Origin of the sequence: Bradyrhizobium sp. C9, from assembly GCF_002532045.1 — a bacterium.
Taxonomy (GTDB): Bacteria; Pseudomonadota; Alphaproteobacteria; order Rhizobiales; family Xanthobacteraceae; genus Bradyrhizobium.
This window is the reverse complement of sequence record NZ_NWTG01000005.1, coordinates 220,159-237,107: the sequence shown is the minus strand read 5'-3', so window position 1 is coordinate 237,107 and position 16,949 is coordinate 220,159. Positions and strand designations below refer to the sequence as shown.

At 65.1% G+C, this 16,949-nt stretch carries 16 protein-coding genes; 11 read left to right on the top strand and 5 right to left on the bottom strand.

The genetic code is table 11. The features are described from left to right. The first annotated feature begins 227 nt into the window (after positions 1–227). The gene (locus CO675_RS14050) at positions 228–437 is read left to right on the top strand and encodes a DUF2934 domain-containing protein (RefSeq protein WP_097672490.1); all 210 of its coding nucleotides are present in this window, start codon (positions 228–230) and stop codon (positions 435–437) included. Between the two features lie 57 nt (positions 438–494). Then, positions 495–881 carry a cupin domain-containing protein gene (locus CO675_RS14045; protein ID WP_245452748.1) on the top strand — a complete coding sequence of 129 codons (387 nt, stop codon included), beginning with the start codon at positions 495–497 and terminating at the stop codon, positions 879–881. Positions 882–1,013: 132 nt separating this feature from the next. On the opposite strand, the gene CO675_RS14040 is transcribed toward CO675_RS14045, so the two are convergent. Both CO675_RS14040 and CO675_RS14035 read right to left on the bottom strand, forming a co-directional pair. Further along, entirely contained in the window at positions 1,014–1,271 is a 258-nt protein-coding gene (locus tag CO675_RS14040; protein ID WP_097672489.1) for a hypothetical protein, read from the bottom strand. Positions 1,272–2,191: 920 nt separating this feature from the next. Then, positions 2,192–3,118 (bottom strand): alpha/beta hydrolase family protein, encoded by a 927-nt coding sequence (locus tag CO675_RS14035; RefSeq protein ID WP_097672671.1) that lies wholly within the window; start codon positions 3,116–3,118, stop codon positions 2,192–2,194. Between the two features lie 146 nt (positions 3,119–3,264). On the opposite strand from CO675_RS14035, the gene CO675_RS14030 reads away from it, so the two are divergent. From CO675_RS14030 to CO675_RS14015, 4 genes are all read left to right on the top strand, one after another. Then, the gene (locus CO675_RS14030; RefSeq protein WP_097672488.1) at positions 3,265–4,653 is read left to right on the top strand and encodes a class II 3-deoxy-7-phosphoheptulonate synthase; all 1,389 of its coding nucleotides are present in this window, start codon (positions 3,265–3,267) and stop codon (positions 4,651–4,653) included. 43 nt (positions 4,654–4,696) lie between these two features. Continuing rightward, positions 4,697–5,056: a diacylglycerol kinase gene (locus CO675_RS14025; protein ID WP_097672487.1), complete on the top strand. Its 360-nt coding sequence runs from the start codon at positions 4,697–4,699 to the stop codon at positions 5,054–5,056. After that, a complete protein-coding gene (locus tag CO675_RS14020; protein ID WP_198964599.1) occupies positions 5,053–6,198 on the top strand; it encodes an NAD(P)/FAD-dependent oxidoreductase in 1,146 nt (381 codons plus the stop codon). Before CO675_RS14025 ends, CO675_RS14020 begins: the two co-directional genes overlap by 4 nt. Before the next feature lie 90 nt (positions 6,199–6,288). Continuing rightward, a complete protein-coding gene (locus tag CO675_RS14015; protein ID WP_097672486.1) occupies positions 6,289–8,040 on the top strand; it encodes an NAD+ synthase in 1,752 nt (583 codons plus the stop codon). 2 nt (positions 8,041–8,042) lie between these two features. On the opposite strand, the gene CO675_RS14010 is transcribed toward CO675_RS14015, so the two are convergent. Further along, entirely contained in the window at positions 8,043–9,191 is a 1,149-nt protein-coding gene (locus CO675_RS14010; RefSeq protein ID WP_245452747.1) for a DUF2865 domain-containing protein, read from the bottom strand. Between the two features lie 144 nt (positions 9,192–9,335). Next, positions 9,336–9,644 carry a hypothetical protein gene (locus CO675_RS14005; protein WP_097672484.1) on the bottom strand — a complete coding sequence of 103 codons (309 nt, stop codon included), beginning with the start codon at positions 9,642–9,644 and terminating at the stop codon, positions 9,336–9,338. Positions 9,645–9,939: 295 nt separating this feature from the next. Here CO675_RS14005 and cysS point away from each other — a divergent pair, with 295 nt between their 5' ends. The 4 genes from cysS to CO675_RS13985 all read left to right on the top strand — a co-directional run bounded on the left by cysS (position 9,940) and on the right by CO675_RS13985 (position 13,938). After that, complete coding sequence (gene cysS, locus CO675_RS14000; RefSeq protein WP_097672483.1) at positions 9,940–11,355, top strand: cysteine--tRNA ligase; 1,416 nt, start codon at positions 9,940–9,942, stop codon at positions 11,353–11,355. Further along, positions 11,352–11,858, top strand: a complete 507-nt coding sequence (locus CO675_RS13995; RefSeq protein WP_097672482.1) for a GNAT family N-acetyltransferase — start codon at positions 11,352–11,354, stop codon at positions 11,856–11,858. The genes cysS and CO675_RS13995 overlap by 4 nt, the downstream gene beginning before the upstream one ends. Then, positions 11,855–13,453, top strand: coding sequence for a citramalate synthase (gene cimA, locus CO675_RS13990; RefSeq protein ID WP_097672481.1), 1,599 nt, complete (start codon positions 11,855–11,857; stop codon positions 13,451–13,453). Before CO675_RS13995 ends, cimA begins: the two co-directional genes overlap by 4 nt. A 107-nt stretch (positions 13,454–13,560) precedes the next feature. Beyond that, a complete protein-coding gene (locus CO675_RS13985) occupies positions 13,561–13,938 on the top strand; it encodes a VOC family protein (RefSeq protein WP_097672480.1) in 378 nt (125 codons plus the stop codon). A 170-nt stretch (positions 13,939–14,108) separates the two neighbouring features. Here the strand turns inward: CO675_RS13985 and CO675_RS13980 are convergent, their stop codons facing one another. Continuing rightward, complete coding sequence (locus tag CO675_RS13980; RefSeq protein ID WP_097672479.1) at positions 14,109–14,714, bottom strand: LOG family protein; 606 nt, start codon at positions 14,712–14,714, stop codon at positions 14,109–14,111. Positions 14,715–14,927: 213 nt separating this feature from the next. Here CO675_RS13980 and CO675_RS13975 point away from each other — a divergent pair, with 213 nt between their 5' ends. Then, the gene (locus CO675_RS13975) at positions 14,928–16,916 is read left to right on the top strand and encodes an ABCB family ABC transporter ATP-binding protein/permease (protein WP_245452746.1); all 1,989 of its coding nucleotides are present in this window, start codon (positions 14,928–14,930) and stop codon (positions 16,914–16,916) included. Positions 16,917–16,949: the final 33 nt, after the last annotated feature.

Here is a 16,949-nt window from a genome sequence, read left to right as displayed (position 1 = left end):
GGGAACTAGGGTACCTTTGCTGACGTGCATATCCACTGGGGACTTTTCGTCGGAGCCGCTGCTCGCGCGCTCAAATCAAATGCAGTTTCCGGCAGATGGCCCGTGCAACGGCGCTTGTACACAGACGGTCCGATACCAGTGCGGCGATCTCGCGCGCGTTGGAACCATGCGCTATGCTGGCAGTTCCACTCCAAACAGTTTGATGTCTCAAATTGAGGGAGCCGCTCATGACAGGCCCAACCGAGCAGGAGATTCGGACCCGCGCCTACGAATTGTGGAAGGACGCCGGCGAACCGCCGGGCCAGATGGATCAACTCTGGTACAAGGCCGAACGGGAACTACTGGCGCGAAAGGCCGCCAACGGTGAAGCGCGTTGCGAGATCAACGGGCACAACGGGCCGACATCGTATCCGGAGAAGTTGAGGGGCGTGCATTGAGTGCGTCGCGCGGCTGAGCTAACGAGCCCGGCAGGCTGGCCCGGACCCGGAGGCATCATGAGCGATGCGATCGATCTTTCGCAGAAGCTTTCGACATTCGCCGATCACTGGTCGCCGCGCACGGTGGCGCAATTCAACGCCTGCGACGTCATGGTGGTGAAGGTGCAGGGCGAGTTCGTCTGGCACAAGCACGACGACACGGACGATTTCTTCCTGGTGCTGAAAGGCGTGCTCGACATCGAGCTGCGCGATCGGGCGGTGACGCTGCACCCCGGCCAGATGTTCGTCGTACCGAAAGGCGTCGAGCATCGGCCCGTCGCGCGGGAAGAGGTGCATTTGTTGCTGATCGAGCCAACGGGGACGCGGCGGTGTGAGAGTGGCGGCGGGCTTGGACGGGATTGCAACCGCGGCCGTCAACACCAAGCTTTGGTTTTTGCCGCCTAGTGCGCGAACTGCAGCCCCATGGCTTCCAGGGCTATGCGCAGCACCACGGTCGTGGCGATAATTGCGCCAATGAGCCAAAGCATCTTTAGGCCTGCGGAGTGTTTGATGTCCGCATTCTGCGGATCGCTCGGGTCATATGTGATCCGCGTCTGACGACCAACGGGCCAGAGTGCGACGTTCGAACCTACTTTCGAGATAAAAAGTCACTTCCTGGCCGTCTGTTGTCTGAAATCGAATTTGCGGATGCGGCACGCGCATCGCTATTCCCCTCATGGGCAAATCGATGACGGTCCCCCAAGCCGTGGCTGTACGGCGTTGCTCGCCGAAGGGATCAGCGAAGCGCCAGTACAAGGCCACGCATATGATCGCGATCACGATGTCCGTAAGCATGACGGCTTCCGAATAGAAGAGATCGACAGGATCGTACGAAGCGTAACCTGGGTTGACAACAAGGCGTGCGCCAAGGCGCGAAATTCTCAAACCAAATCAACGCGATCACCCTTGTCCACTCCTGGTGCGGAAAATATTCCGCTTGGCGTTTGACCCAACTCAGATGTTCAATGTGCCCGTCTCACCCGATCGAGGGGCGCTGCGCATCGTCAGGAGTGTTGCGGTGAGATGCGGTGGACGCCGGGCATGCGAGAGACGACTTGCACGCGAGGCGGACGGCGAAATCGTGTGGTCCTGACGCCCTCACGGCAGGTGTCTTCGTGCAGAACGCATTGCGTCATGCACGGGCGGTGACAAGCAAGCCCAGTCTCACCGGGGAGAGCACGTATAAGCCGTAACCCATCGCGCAGGGAAAGCCGGGATGTTTCCGGTTACACCTGTGGTCCGACCTCCGGTGCTTTTTATTTGCACCGGACCCATGGGTGCGATCGGCACCCGGCTTTCCCTGCGCCCTCTGATTGGAGAGAGCGCGAAACGAAGAGCAGAGCTCGGGCGATTGATGTCGCGAGAATGGGAACGTGTGACTCGACGGCAGCGCCACATCATCGGCGTCGTCCCGGCGCAGGCCGGAACCCATAACCACAACTGCCAATTGTTAGGTACCGCCGGAACGACGCATCCCGTTCACAACATCTGCTGCGGCGTAAGGGTCCCGGCCTGCGCCGGGACGACGACTGAATTTGAGACGCGTAGTGTGCCTCGCAACTGCGCCACACATTCATCGTCGTCCTGGCGAAGGCCAGGACCCAACCCCGAGTGCTTATTGTTGCGCGACGCCCGGGCCGCGATCCCGTTCACAGGCAAATTCGGTGGTTATGGGTCCTGGCTTTCGCCAGGACGACGGAGAGGGACGATTACGCCTATCCCTCCGCCTCGAGCCATTCCGCGGCGCCGCGCCAGAGGGCGTCGCGGTGCTCGCTGCGGAAGAAGCCGAAATGGCCGATTGCTTTCGCGCCGGCATCGGCCGGGCTGATCGCGATGATCTCCGGGGTGATCGAGGTGAAGGCGGAGCACAACAGCTCGACCGCCGGCCGCGTCGCCCAGGTGTCGTCGGTGATCGCGAGCGCGCGGAGCTTGCCCTTGAATTTCGGAAAGTTCTCGCGCGCTGCAAGCGTGGCATCGTCGAGCAGATAGCGCTCGCGCATCACCCAGCCGCGCCACTGCTCGAACACGCCCCGCGGCAGGTCCATGCCGAGGCCGGCCCAGCCGGGCACATAGCCGAGCGTGCGCGCCAGCGGCAGGCCGATGCCGTTCATGAAGGCGACGACGCGGTAGCGCTCGGGCGAGGCCATCAGCTTCCAGGTGGCGGCCTGCGAGGCGATCAGCAGCGCGCGCGGAATCTCGGCGTTGTTGGCAAGCAGCCCGAGCGCCTGGCCGCCGAAGGAGTGGCCGACATAGGCGAAGGGCAGGTCGCGGTAGCGGTAGCGCATCCAGTTCACCGCCGCGGTGGTGTCGAGCGCGGCCCAGTCCGCCATCGTGGCCTTGAAGCCGGCCAGCGACTTCGGCTTGTTGAGGCCGGTTGCCGCCATCGGCCGCGAGTCGCCGGTGCCGCGGTAGTCGTAGGTCAAGACCGCTGCGCCGCGGCGGGCGAGGTAGCCGGCAAAGCCGCGATAGACCTTGCGGGGCACGGCGGTCGCCGAGTTGATCAGGACGGCGCGGCGCTTCCGGCCGCGCGGCAGGAACAGCGTCGCGGCGAGCGGATAGCCGTCCGCGGCCGGCACGACGATATCGTCGCTAAAAACGTCGTCCAGCGTGGCTTGGGCCACGGCAATTTGGCTGGCATTCATGGTATGGTCCAGCAAATGCGAATTCGTATTTTCCTGCAAGAGTTTGACGGGATTGCAGGAATCCTTCTAGCGGGAGGGCGGGCGGCTGTGTATAAGCCGACCTTTCCCGTCGATTAAGTCGCGGTTTTTGCTCAGGAGTTGACCTCATGTCCGAGCGGTGGACACCCGATAGCTGGCGCGCCAAGAAGGTGCTGCAGGTGCCCGATTATCCCGATGCCAAGGCATTGGCCGATGTCGAGGCCCAGCTTGCGACCTTTCCGCCGCTGGTGTTCGCGGGCGAGGCGCGCAGCCTGAAAAAGGCGCTGGCGCGGGTCTCTGCCGGCGAAGCCTTCCTGCTGCAGGGCGGCGACTGCGCCGAGAGCTTTGCCGAGCACGGCGCCAACAACATCCGCGACTTCTTCCGCGTGCTGCTGCAGATGGCCGTGGTCATGACCTATGCCGGCGCGCTGCCGGTGGTGAAGGTCGGCCGCATCGCCGGCCAGTTTGCAAAACCGCGCTCGTCGCCGACCGAGAAGCAGGGTGATGTGGAACTGCCGAGCTATCGCGGCGACATCGTCAACGACATCGCCTTCACGCCGGAAGCGCGGATTCCCGACCCGCAGCGTCAGCTGATGGCCTATCGCCAGTCCGCGGCGACGCTGAACCTGCTGCGCGCCTTCGCGACTGGCGGCTTCGCCAATCTCGGCAGCGTGCATCAGTGGATGCTCGGCTTCCTGAAGGATTCGCCGCAGTCCCGCCGCTACAAGGAGCTGGCCGACCGCATCTCCGACGCGCTGAACTTCATGCGCGCCTGCGGCCTCGATCTCGAGAGCCATCCGGAGCTGCGCGCCACCGATTTCTACACCAGCCACGAGGCGCTCTTGCTCGGCTACGAGCAGGCGATGACGCGGGTCGATTCCACCACCGGCGATTGGTACGCGACCTCGGGCCACATGATCTGGATCGGCGATCGCACCCGCCAGCTCGATCACGGCCATGTCGAATATTTCCGCGGCATCAAGAACCCGATCGGCCTGAAGTGCGGTCCGTCGCTGAAGCCGGACGAGCTGTTGAAGCTGATCGACGTGCTCAACCCCGACAACGAGCCCGGACGGCTGACGCTGATCAACCGCTTCGGCGCTGACAAGGTCGGCGACCATCTGCCCGGCCTGATCCGCGCCGTGCAGCGGGAGGGCCGCAAGGTGGTGTGGTCGTGCGATCCGATGCACGGCAACACCATCACATCGACCTCCGGGTACAAGACGCGGCCGTTCGACCGCGTGCTGTCGGAGGTGAAGGCGTTCTTCCAGATCCATGCCGCGGAGGGCACCCATGCCGGCGGCGTGCACCTGGAGATGACCGGGCAGGACGTCACCGAGTGCATCGGCGGCGCGCGCGCCATCACCGACGAGGATCTCAACGACCGCTACCACACGGTCTGCGATCCCCGTCTCAATGCCGAACAGTCGATCGACATGGCCTTCCTGATCGCCGAGCTGCTGAAGCAGGAGCGCGCGGGCAAGGTCAAACCGATGCCGGCCGCCGCTGGGTTGTGATTTGGGGCAAGTGATTTGAGGGCGGTGACTTGAGGGCAGTGACTTGCTGAGGTTCTGGCGAGCCACCATCAACTCGCGCAACGGGCTGGCATTCGCCATTCGCTCGGAGCAGGCGATCCGCGAAGAGGTGGTGGCACTGGTGCTGTCGCTGCCGCTGGCTTGGCTGGTCGGCGCCACTGTGATGCGCCGGGTCGAGCTGATCGCAACCGTGGTGCTGGTGCTCGTGATCGAGCTGCTCAACACCGCGATCGAGAAGCTCGCCGATCGCCTCACCATGGATCACGATCCGCAGATCGGCCGGGTCAAGGACATGGGCTCGGCTGCCGTCGGCGTCGCGCTCGTGATGGCCGGGCTGTTCTGGCTATTCGCTCTCGCCGAACGCCTGGGCGCATTCTCGTCGTGAGCGCCAACAGGCCGATCAAGCTTGCGGTGATCGGACGTGGACTGATCGGGTCGGCCGCCGCGCGCCACCTGAGCAAGATGGGCCATGACGTCGCGCTGATCGGGCCCGATGAGCCGGTTGATTTTTCGCGCCACGACGGCGTGTTCGGCAGCCACTATGACGAAGGCCGGATCACGCGGACCTACGATCCGCAGCCGTTCTGGCGGCAGATGAACCGTGCTGCGATCGCGCGCTATAGCGAGATTGCAGCGGAAAGCGGCATCGAATTCTACCGCGAAGCCGGCGCGCTTCACGTCGGCGATCGCGAAACCACCGATGTCGCCTCGGTCGGCCAAGTCTGCGCCGACGAAGGGATCGTGTGCGAAGCCTATCAGGATTGCGCGCTCGCGGATCGGTTTCCGTTCCTGAAATCAACGGCGGGAATGCTGGGCTATTTCGAGCCGCGCCATGCCGGATACATCTCGCCGCGCCGCCTGGTCCGGGCGCAGACGATCGCGGCCGAGCGTGCCGGCGCGCGGATCGTCAATGAGCCTGCACTGGGGATTTCGGAAAGCGGCTCCGGCGTGACGATCCGGACTCGATCGGGCAGTGTCGAGGCCGAGCGTGTGCTGGTTGCGGCCGGCGGGCACACCCAATCGCTGCTCGGCCGATCCATGGGCTTCACGGTTTATGCGCGCACTGCGGCGCTGTTCCGGCTCGGTGCGGCGGAGGTGCAACGCCTCGCCGGCATGCCGTCGATGCGCTGTCTCGGGCCCAAGGGCGACAATCCGTATATCCTGCCGCCGATCCCCTATCCGGATGGCCAGACCTGGCTCAAGCTCGGCGGCGATCCCGTTGACCGTGCGCTCGAGAGCGAGGCTGAGATCAAGGACTGGTTCCGATCGGGCGGATCGGTTGATGTGGCCGACCGGCTACAAGGCCAGATCCTTGACCGGATTCGCGACCTCAAATTTTGGGAACGCCGCATCGTGCCCTGCATGACCACCTTCGGCGACACCGGCTTGCCGAGCATCGGACCGCTTTCCGAGCGGGTCACGGTCGCATTCGGCTGCTATGGCAAGAGCGCGAAATGTTCGGACGAATTGGGCCGGCTGGGTGGCATGGCGCTGCTCGGCGAGGTGAGGGCAGAGCTTGCCCCCTGACCGGCGCCTCAGATCCCAGTGCGATTTCTGCAATCGCACCATGATCGGACGACCATTGCAGTTTGCCGCTGTGCGGGACAACATAAAGCTATGAGCGAACAACAGATCAAGATCACCCTGGCGCAACTCAATCCGACGGTCGGTGACGTCACCGGCAACGCCGCAAAAGCGCGTGCGGCGCGCGAGAAAGCGAAGGCCGACGGCGCCGACCTCGTGGTGCTGTCTGAACTGTTCATCGCCGGCTATCCGCCGGAGGATCTGGTGCTCAAGCCGGCGTTCCAGTCGGCCTGCCGCGCCGCGATCGAGGAACTGGCGCGCGAGACCAGGGATGGTGGCCCGGCTGTTCTGATCGGCACGCCCTGGGTCGAGGACGGCAAGCTCTACAATGCCTGCGCGCTGCTCGACGGCGGCAGCATCGCGGCGTTGCGTTTCAAGGCCAATCTGCCGAATTACGGCGTGTTCGACGAGAAGCGGCTGTTCGCGCGCGGCCCGGCATCGGGTCCGGTGACGGTGCGCGGCGTGCGCATCGGCGTGCCGATCTGCGAGGACATCTGGCTCGAGGAATCCGAGGATTACGAGAACGTCGTCGAGTGCCTGGCCGAGACCGGCGCCGAGATCCTGATCGTACCGAACGGCTCGCCCTATGCCCGCGACAAGGCCGACCTCCGCCTGTCGATCGTGGTGGCGCGCGTCACCGAGAGCGGGCTGCCGCTGGTCTATCTCAACGAGATGGGCGGCCAGGACGAGCTGATCTTCGACGGCGCCTCGTTCGCGCTCAATGCCGATCTCACCGTGGCGGCGCAACTTCCGGCGTTCGAGGAGAGCATTACGACGCTGACCTGGCGCAAGACTGCCGATGGCTGGCGCTGCAACGGGCCGATCACGCCGCAACTCGAGGGCGACAAGGCCGATTACGCGGCCTGCGTGCTGGGCTTGCGCGACTATGTCCGCAAGAATGGTTTTCCCGGTGTGCTGCTCGGCGTCTCCGGCGGCATCGACTCGGCGCTGTGCGCCGCGATCGCGGTCGATGCGCTGGGCGCCGACAAGGTGCGTGGCGTCATGCTGCCGTTCCGCTACACTGCGCAGGTCTCGCTCGACGATGCCGCCAAGCTCGCCGCGGCGCTCGGCATCCGCTACGAGATCCTGCCGATTGCCGACGCCGTCAACGGCTTCGAGACAATTCTCGCGCCGGTGTTCAAGGGGCTGGAGCGCGACATCACCGAGGAGAATCTGCAGGCGCGCGCCCGCGGCACGCTGTTGATGGCGATCTCCAACAAGACCGGCGCGATGGTGGTGACGACCGGCAACAAGTCGGAGATGTCGGTCGGCTATGCGACGCTGTACGGTGACATGAATGGCGGATTCAATCCGATCAAGGACATCTACAAGACCGAGGTGTTCCGCCTGTCGAGTCTGCGCAATGCCTGGAAGCCGGACGGCGCGCTCGGGCCGTCGGGCGAGGTGATCCCGGTCAACATCATCATCCGGCCGCCGACCGCGGAATTGCGCGAGAACCAGACCGACCAGGATTCGCTGCCGCCTTATGACGTGCTGGATGCCATCCTCGAGCGGCTGGTGGAGCGCGAGGAGCCGCTGGCGACCATCATCGAGGCCGGTTTCGACCGCGATGTGGTGACGCGCATCGATCGCCTGCTCAACATCGCCGAATACAAGCGGCGGCAGGCAGCGCCCGGAGTGAAGGTGACGCGGAAGAATTTCGGCCGCGACCGCCGCTATCCCATCACCAACCGCTTCCGCGATTTCGGCAAGGCGCTGCCGGCGCCGGACGAGACGCTGGTGACGCGCACCTCGCGCGCGTCGGCTGAGGCGTTCGAGGGCTGAGACTACTGCTTCTTCGGGATGAAGGTCGGGCCGACCGTGCGAATCTGGCCGTCGCTCGCCGGCGCGGCCGGCGCGGTGGCGTCGGCGGCGGCAGGTTGCTGCGGCTGAGCCGCCGCTGCGGGCGCGCCCTTCTTGCCGGCGGCGGCCTTGGTCTGCGCGCGCTGCTGCATCTTCCGCGCGCTCTCCTCGGTGACGATGATGTCGCCCTGCTGCGCGGCGGACGCCTGGTCGTCGACCGCCTTCAGCGCCTCCGCCCAGCTCTGGCCGGCCGCCTTGCAGGAGCAGGACGGATTGAACTCGGTGCGGTACTTGAAGGCGTTCGGCAGCGACGAATAGGACTGGCCGTTGATCGAGACCGCCTGGTTGATGTCTTCGCCGGGATTGCGGTAGGCGAACAGGCTGGCCTCCGCGGCCGGGCACTGCGCCTTGCAGATCTGTTCGTCGGCGGCAAAGCGGGCCTGACTGGTTGCAAACGAGATCGGGAAATAGGCGCCGTCGCAGGTGCGGACGCAGACGGTGCGGAAGGTGCCGGACTGCCCGCCATATTGCGCGTCGGGCGGGGGCAGCGGATTGGGATTGCCGCCACCGCCGCCGCCGAACAGGTTCTCGATGAAATTGCCGGGGCCGCGCGCGGCCGCCGCGTATTGCGGGCCGCAATTGTTCTGCGCCAGCGCGGTCAACACCGAGCGGCGCTGGTTCTCGCGGTCGGCGCCGCCGAGTCCGCCGGTGCGCAGCCGCTCGAGATTTGCGGTCATCTGGTCGAGATTGGCGCGCATCTGCTGGATCTGGTTGTTGACCGGTCCGCACTGCGCCGAGTTGTTATTGAAGAGGGACAAGAATCCGGAGCTGTCGCAGCCCATGCGCCTGGCCTGTGCGGTCACGCGATCCAGTTCGCCCTGCTGCCGGGTGGCGGCGTCCTGATAGCGACGGATCTGCTCGTCCTTGGCCGGATCGCCGCCGCCGCGATCGATCGCCGCCAGCTGGCCTTCGAGCCGGGCGCACATCGGATTGGCTTGCGCGCCCTGGGGCGCCGGGCCGGGCGGGCCCGGGGGCACCTGCGCCAGGGCATCCGCGGCGGGCAGCGCGATGCCGCCGAGCACGGCGCAAGTCAGGAACCAGCGGGAGAAGCGAGAACGGGAGCTATTGGGCATATCCGGCCATTAAAACGACGCCGCGCGGCGATCAACGCCAAAGCGCGCAGGCAAGGCCGCTGCAATAGCCGTTTCTCGGGGCAGCGTCACGTCGTTTCCGGGGCGCCGGTGTGGCAATAACCCCCGTTTGTCCAGCGGCTTGGCTCAGCGCTGGCAGGTGATGGCGACATATTCGCCGCAGCTATTGCCGCTGCATGTCTCGCCCGTGGCGTGCGGAACCGCGCCGGTGATCTCGTCGGGATCGACGCGGCGGTAACTGGTGGCCTGCGCAAAATCGCGTGACCGGCAGTAGGCGCGGGCGGCGGACGCGCCGCAGCGGTCGCCGTGGGCGAGGCACTGGTCGATGCCGTAGCCGTCGGCCTGGTTGGCGACGATGAAAACGCGGCTGTCGGCCAAAGCGGCCGAGGAGACAAGGACGAACGTGGAGGCAATCAGTGCTGAAATGGGCCGCATGGTGCACCAGTGAAAACGGCGGGGAATCCGCTGGCCCTCCCGTACGCCCAATTCCTTAATAATGATTAACCAAGAGGGCGTTGCCGTGATTTCGGTGCGGTGGGCGCTGCATAACGCCCGAAAACTGCCCCTTGACGCGCTCAGGAGGCCGTGAGACACGATGGAACCATGAACGGCCACCTCGCCATCTGCAGCATTTGCCGCGAGATTATGAGCTAGCGATTCGCTGGCTGAGGCCGTCTTTTCTCAATCACCTGAGAATCACTGGACGCCCGGCCGCAAGGGACGGTGATCCATGGAATTGCGCCTTTACGACACGTTGACCCGGGAGAAGCGGCCGTTCGTGCCGCTCGATGCGGACAATGTCCGCATGTATGCCTGCGGACCGACGGTCTACGACTTCGCCCATATCGGCAACGGCCGTGCCGCCGTTGTCTTCGACGTGCTGTTCCGCGCGCTGCGCCATCGCTATGGCGCCGAGCACGTGAAGTACGTTCGCAACATCACCGACGTCGACGACAAGATCAACGTTCGTGCCGCGCGGGACTATCCCGGCGTGCCGTTGAACGAGGCGATCCGCAAGGTCACCGAGCTCACCTATCAGCAGTACCAGGACGACGTCACGGCGCTGGGCTGCTTACCCCCGACCGTGCAGCCGCGCGCCACCGAGCACATCCCGGAGATGCGCGCGATCATTGACAAGCTGGTCGCCGGCGGCTTTGCCTATGTCGCCGAGGATCACGTGCTGTTTTCGCCGCAGGCGATGAACGCGGCCAACTCCACGCTGCCGCGTTACGGCGCGCTGTCGAAGCGCTCGCTCGACGAGATGATCGCGGGCGCCCGCGTCGATGTTGCGCCCTACAAGCGCGACAACACCGACTTCGTGTTGTGGAAGCCGTCGAAGCCCGGCGAGCCGTCCTGGCCGTCGCCGGCAGGTATTGCGGTGGAGGGGCGGCCCGGCTGGCACATCGAGTGCTCGGCGATGGCCTGGAAGCATCTCGGCGAAAAATTCGACATCCACGGCGGCGGCATCGACCTGGTGTTCCCGCACCATGAGAACGAGCTCGCGCAGACTTGCTGCGCGTTCCACACCGACCGCATGGCCAATGTCTGGATGCACAACGGCTTCCTGCAGATCGAAAGCGAGAAGATGTCGAAGTCGCTCGGCAACTTCTTCACGATCCGCGATCTCTTGGCGGATTGGCCGGGCGAGGTGCTGCGGCTCAGCATGCTGAGGACGCACTACCGTTCGCCGCTCGACTGGACGTTGAAGAGTGCGGAGGAAGCCGCAAGGACGCTCGACGACTGGTACGCGGTCGCTGCCGACGCCGAGCCCGGTGCGCCGTCGCCGGCGATGGTCGAGGCGCTCTACGACGACCTCAACACCGCGCAGGCCATGGCCGTGCTGCACGGCTTGCGGAATGCTGCCGCGACCAGTGAAGCGAGCCGCAAGGAATTTGCCGGCTCGCTGCGGCTGCTCGGCTTCCTGTCGGAGAGCGCGGCGGCGTGGAAGAGTCGCAAGGAGCAGGCCAGCGGAGTCGACGCCGCCGCGGTCGAGGCGCTGATCGCCGAGCGCACCGCGGCGCGGGCGCGGAAGGACTTCAAGGAATCCGACCGGATCCGCGATCAGCTCGCCGCGATGGGCGTGACGATCAAGGACGGCAAGGATGCCGAAGGAAAGCCGATCACGACCTGGGAGGTTGCGCGATGAGTCGGTCCGCACCCGCATTGCGCCCGTATCTGCCCGACGATGCGCCGCTGCTGGCGGCGATCTTCGCGGCGTCGATCATGGACCTGACCGGCGACGATTACAGCGAGGCGCAGCAGGAAGCCTGGGCAATGGCCGCCGACGACGAGGCGGCCTTCGGCAAGAAGCTCGCCGGGCAGTTGACGCTGATCGCGACACTGCAGGGCGCGCCTATTGGATTTGCCTCGCTGAAGGGGGCCAATCACATCGACATGCTCTATGTACATCCGAGCGCGGTCGGGCAGGGTGCAGGCAGCGCGCTGTGCGACGCCCTGGAGAAGATCGCGAGCGCCCGCGGCACCAAGGCCCTCAGGGTCGATGCCAGCGACACCGCACTCGAATTCTTCCGCAAGCGCGGCTACGTTGCGCAGCAGCGCAATACGGTCACGATCGGCGACGAGTGGCTCGCCAACACCACGATGCAGAAGACGCTCGACGGCGTTGCTGTGCCCGGAGGCCACGCATGAGCCGCGAGCGCCTCTATCTGTTCGACACCACGCTGCGCGACGGCGCACAGACCAATGGCGTCGATTTCACGCTGCAGGACAAGCAGGTGATCGCGGGCATGCTCGACGCACTCGGCATCGACTATGTCGAGGGCGGCTATCCCGGCGCCAATCCGACCGACACCGAATTCTTCAGCAGGAAGCCAGCGTTCGATCACGCGCGCTTCACCGCGTTCGGCATGACGCGACGGCCCGGTCGTTCGGCATCGAACGATCCCGGGCTCGCCGGCATCCTCGAGGCCAAGGCGGATGCGATCTGCTTCGTCGCCAAATCCTCCGCCTACCAGGTCCGGGTCGCACTCGAGACCACCAACGAGGAAAACCTCGCCTCGATCCGCGACAGCGTCGCAGCCGCAAAGGCGCTCGGCCGCGAGGTGATGGTCGACTGCGAGCATTTCTTCGACGGCTATAAGGAGGACTGCGACTATGCGCTCGCCTGCGCCACGGCGGCCTATCAGGCCGGCGCGCGCTGGGTGGTGCTGTGCGACACCAATGGCGGCACCATGCCGCACGAGATCGAGACCATCGTCGCTGACGTCGTCAAGCAGGTGCCCGGCGCCCATGTCGGCATTCATGCCCATAACGACACCGAGCAAGCGGTCGCCAACTCGCTCGCAGCGGTGCGGGCCGGTGCGCGGCAGATCCAGGGCACGCTCAACGGCCTCGGCGAGCGCTGCGGCAACGCCAATCTCTGCTCGCTGATCCCGACCTTGAAGCTGAAGCAGGAGTTTGCCGACAAGTTCGAGATCGGCGTCACCACCGAGAAGATGGCGACGCTGATGAAGGTGTCGCGCACGCTCGACGACATGCTGAACCGCGCGCCCAACCGCCATGCCGCTTACGTCGGCGAGAGCGCCTTCGTCACCAAGACCGGCATCCATGCCTCCGCGGTCATGAAGGATCCGCAGACCTATGAGCATGTGCTGCCGGATTCGGTCGGCAACCACCGCAAGGTGCTGGTTTCGGATCAGGCCGGCCGCTCCAACGTGATGGCCGAGCTCGACCGCGCCGGCATCGTCTATGACAAGGGCGATCCGCGGCTGACGCGCCTGGTCGAGGAGCTGAAGGAGCGCGAGGCCGCGGGCTTCGCCTATGAATCGGCGAACGCCTCGTTCGATCTCCTGGCGCGCCGCACGCTCGGCAAGGTGCCGGAATATTTCAAGGTCGAGCAGTTCGACGTCAATGTCGAGCAACGCTACAACGCCAACGGCCAGCGCGTCACCGTGGCGCTTGCGGTGGTGAAGGTCGACGTCGACGGCGAGCGGCTGATCTCGGCCGCCGAAGGCAACGGTCCAGTCAACGCGCTCGACGTGGCGCTGCGCAAGGATCTCGGCAAGTACCAGAAATACATCGATGGCCTGAAGCTGATCGACTACCGCGTGCGTATCCTCAATGGCGGCACCGAGGCCGTTACGCGCGTGCTGATCGAAAGCGAGGACGAAACCGGCGAGAGCTGGACCACAGTGGGCGTGTCGCCCAATATCATCGACGCCTCGTTCCAGGCGCTGATGGATTCGGTGTTCTACAAGCTGGTGAAGTCGGGCGCGCAGGCGTGAGTGATTGATTCGGCATTCCGGGGCGATGCAAAGCATCGAACCCGGAATCTCGAGATTCCGGGTCTGGTCCTGCGGACCATCCCGGAATGACAGCGGGAGAGGTTTTCATGATCGACCACGTCTCAATCGGCGTCAGCGATCTCGAACGCGCCGCGCGGTTCTACGAGCCGACGCTGGCCGCGCTCGGCCTGAGCCGTCTCGTCACCCGGCCGGCGACGATCGGCTTCGGCAAGGCCTACCCCGAATTCTGGATCAACCTGCGCGCCACGATGGCGCAGGTCGCGCATGAGAGCGGCACGCACATCTGCCTGCGCGCAAAAACCACCACCGAGGTCGATGCGTTCCATGCCGCCGCGCTGGGGTCAGGCGGCCTCTCCGATGGTCCCCCGGGCCTGCGCCCGCACGACCGCGTGCGGTACTACGCCGCCTTCGTCCTCGACCCCGACGGCAACCGCATCGAGGCCGTGACGTTTCCGAGCGAGTGATCTTGGATGAGCACTTGCTGCAATCCGTCATCCTGAGGCGCGAGCGGAGCGAGCCTCGAAGGATGCATCGGCCACCAGCGGGGCCGTCGATCCCTCGAGACGCCGCTTCGCGGCTCCTTAGGATGACGGGCATGGCTGCGCGGATCGAAGAGACCGCTGGAGGCTTTGGCCTACAGCCGTCGCGCCACTTCGGGCGCGAGATCCTTCGCAGCCTCGGGCGTGCGCGCCACTGCCGAACGCAGCCGCGGCAAGATGTCGTCGACGCGGTCGGCCATCAGCACGTTGATCGGCAGCGTCGCGCGGATGAACTCGGTCGTGCGCATGTGGCTCAGCAGCGAGAGCAGGGGCTCCCAGAAACCATCAATGTTGGCGAGCAGGATCGGCTTGGAGTGACGGCCGAGCTGCTGCCAGGTCAGTTGCTCGACGAGCTCCTCCAGCGTGCCGATGCCGCCGGGCAGCGCAACGAACGCATCCGAGCGCTCGAACATCAGCCGCTTGCGCTCATGCATGTCGGGGGTGACGATCATCTCCTGAACCGAGGTCAGCGCATTCTCGCGCGCCCGCAGGAACTCCGGAATGATGCCGGTGACGGAGCCGCCATGATCGAGGGTGGATTTCGCGACCGCACCCATCAGGCCGATCGAGCCGCCGCCATAGACCAGGCGCACGTTGTTGTCGGCAAAGGCCTTGCCGAGTGCGATGGCAGCTTCAACGAAGCGGGGATTGTTACCGGGGCCGGAGCCGCAATAAACACAGACAGTCTTGATTTGGTTCATACGATCCTTGTGGCACTGCAGCGTAAACAGGGTCAAGACTCGCATATGGGGATTGAGAGCCAAAAAATCCCGTAAATTCCCGCGAATCGCGAACAATTTTCGTCATAAGCCTGTACGCCACGTTGAAACGATCTATATGACGGGCACAATGGCAAATCGTGGAAAAGATGTGGCCGCGGACCGCCGCGCCATGACGTCGCGAGCGGGCTCCTGATGGTGCCGCCGCAACAGACTGTGACCGCGGCCGATCAGCCCACGGCCACGACGCCGGCCGCCGAGAAGGGGACGCTGCTCGGCACCCTCGTTCATCTCTGGCCCTACATCTGGCCCGGCGATCGCGCCGATTTGAAGATGCGCGTGATCTGGTCGGTGGTGCTGCTGCTGTTCGCCAAGCTCGCGACGCTGTCGGTGCCGTTCACCTTCAAATGGGCGATCGATGCGCTGAACGGCACGGGCTCGGCGCCGGTCGCGACCTCGAACTGGATGGTCTGGCTGATCGCCTCGCCGGTGCTGATGACGATCAGCTACGGCGCGGTACGCATCATCATGGCGGTGCTGACGCAGTGGCGCGACGGCATCTTCGCCCGCGTCGCAATGCACGCGGTGCGGCGGCTCGCCTACATCACCTTCGTGCACATGCACGAACTGTCGCTGCGCTTCCATCTCGAGCGCAAGACCGGCGGGCTGACCCGCGTGCTGGAGCGCGGCCGCTCCGGCATCGAGACCATCGTGCGGATGGTGATCCTGCAGCTGATCCCGACCATCGTCGAGGTCACGCTGCTGGCGGCGGTGCTGCTGTGGCAGTTCGACTGGCGCTACGTGCTCGCGGTGCTGATCACGGTCGTCGTGTTCATGTACTACACCTACATTGCGACAGAGTGGCGGATCGAGATCCGCCGCAAGATGAACGATTCCGACACCGAGGCGAACACCAAGGCGATCGACTCGCTGCTCAACTACGAGACGGTGAAGTATTTCGGCGCCGAGGAGCGCGAGGCGAGGCGCTACGACCGCTCGATGGAGCGCTACGAGCAGGCCAGCGTGAAGACCTACACCTCGCTCGCCGTACTCAACACCGGACAGGCCATCATCTTCACCGCGGGGCTGACCGCCACCATGCTGATGTGCGCGTTCGGCATCCGCAACGGCACCCACACCGTCGGCGATTTCGTGCTGATCAATTCGATGATGATCCAGCTCTACCAGCCGCTGAACTTCATGGGCATGGTCTATCGCGAGATCAAGCAGGCGATCATCGACATCGAGAAGATGTTCGACGTGCTGGCGCGCGATCCCGAGGTGAAGGATGTTCCAGGCGCCAAGCCGCTCGTGGTGTCGTCCGGCAGCGTGCGCTTCGAGGACGTCCGCTTCGCCTATGAGCCCGACCGCCAGATCCTGAAAGGCCTGAGCTTCGAGGTGCCGGCCGGCAAGACGGTCGCGATCGTCGGCCCTTCCGGCGCCGGCAAGTCGACGATCTCGCGACTGCTGTTCCGGCTCTACGATGTCTCGAGCGGCCGCATCCTGATCGACGGCCAGGACATCAAGACCGTGACCCAGGCCTCGCTGCGCTCGGCGATCGGCATGGTGCCGCAGGACACCGTGCTGTTCAACGACACCATCCGCTACAACATCCGCTATGGCCGCTGGGATGCCGGCGACGACGAGGTGGAGGAGGCGGCGCGGCTGGCGCAGATCGACGGCTTCATCCGGATGTCGCCGCAGGGCTACGAGACCCAGGTCGGCGAGCGCGGCCTGAAACTCTCCGGCGGCGAGAAACAGCGCGTCGCCATCGCGCGCACGGTGCTGAAGGCGCCCCCGATCCTGGTGCTGGATGAAGCGACCTCGGCGCTCGACAGCCACACCGAGCACGAGATTCAGGGTGCGCTGGAGCGGGTGTCGCGCAACCGCACCTCGCTGGTGATCGCGCACCGGCTGTCGACCATCGTCGGCGCCGACGAGATCATCGTGCTGGACCAGGGCCGGATCGCCGAGCGCGGCACCCATGCGCGGCTTTTGGCCTCGGACGGCCTCTACGCCAGCATGTGGAACCGGCAGCGCGAGGCCGAAGAAGCCCGCGAACGGCTGGCCAAGGTCGATGACGACGGCAGCGCGCCGAATCGCTTGCCGCCCGTGGTCACCGATTCGTCTGACGATTCAACCCCTGACGCGGGTGAGAAACCCTTGCCGACCGCCGCGGAATAGTCGATTTAGGGCCTCTCCCGCCAAACGGGGCGG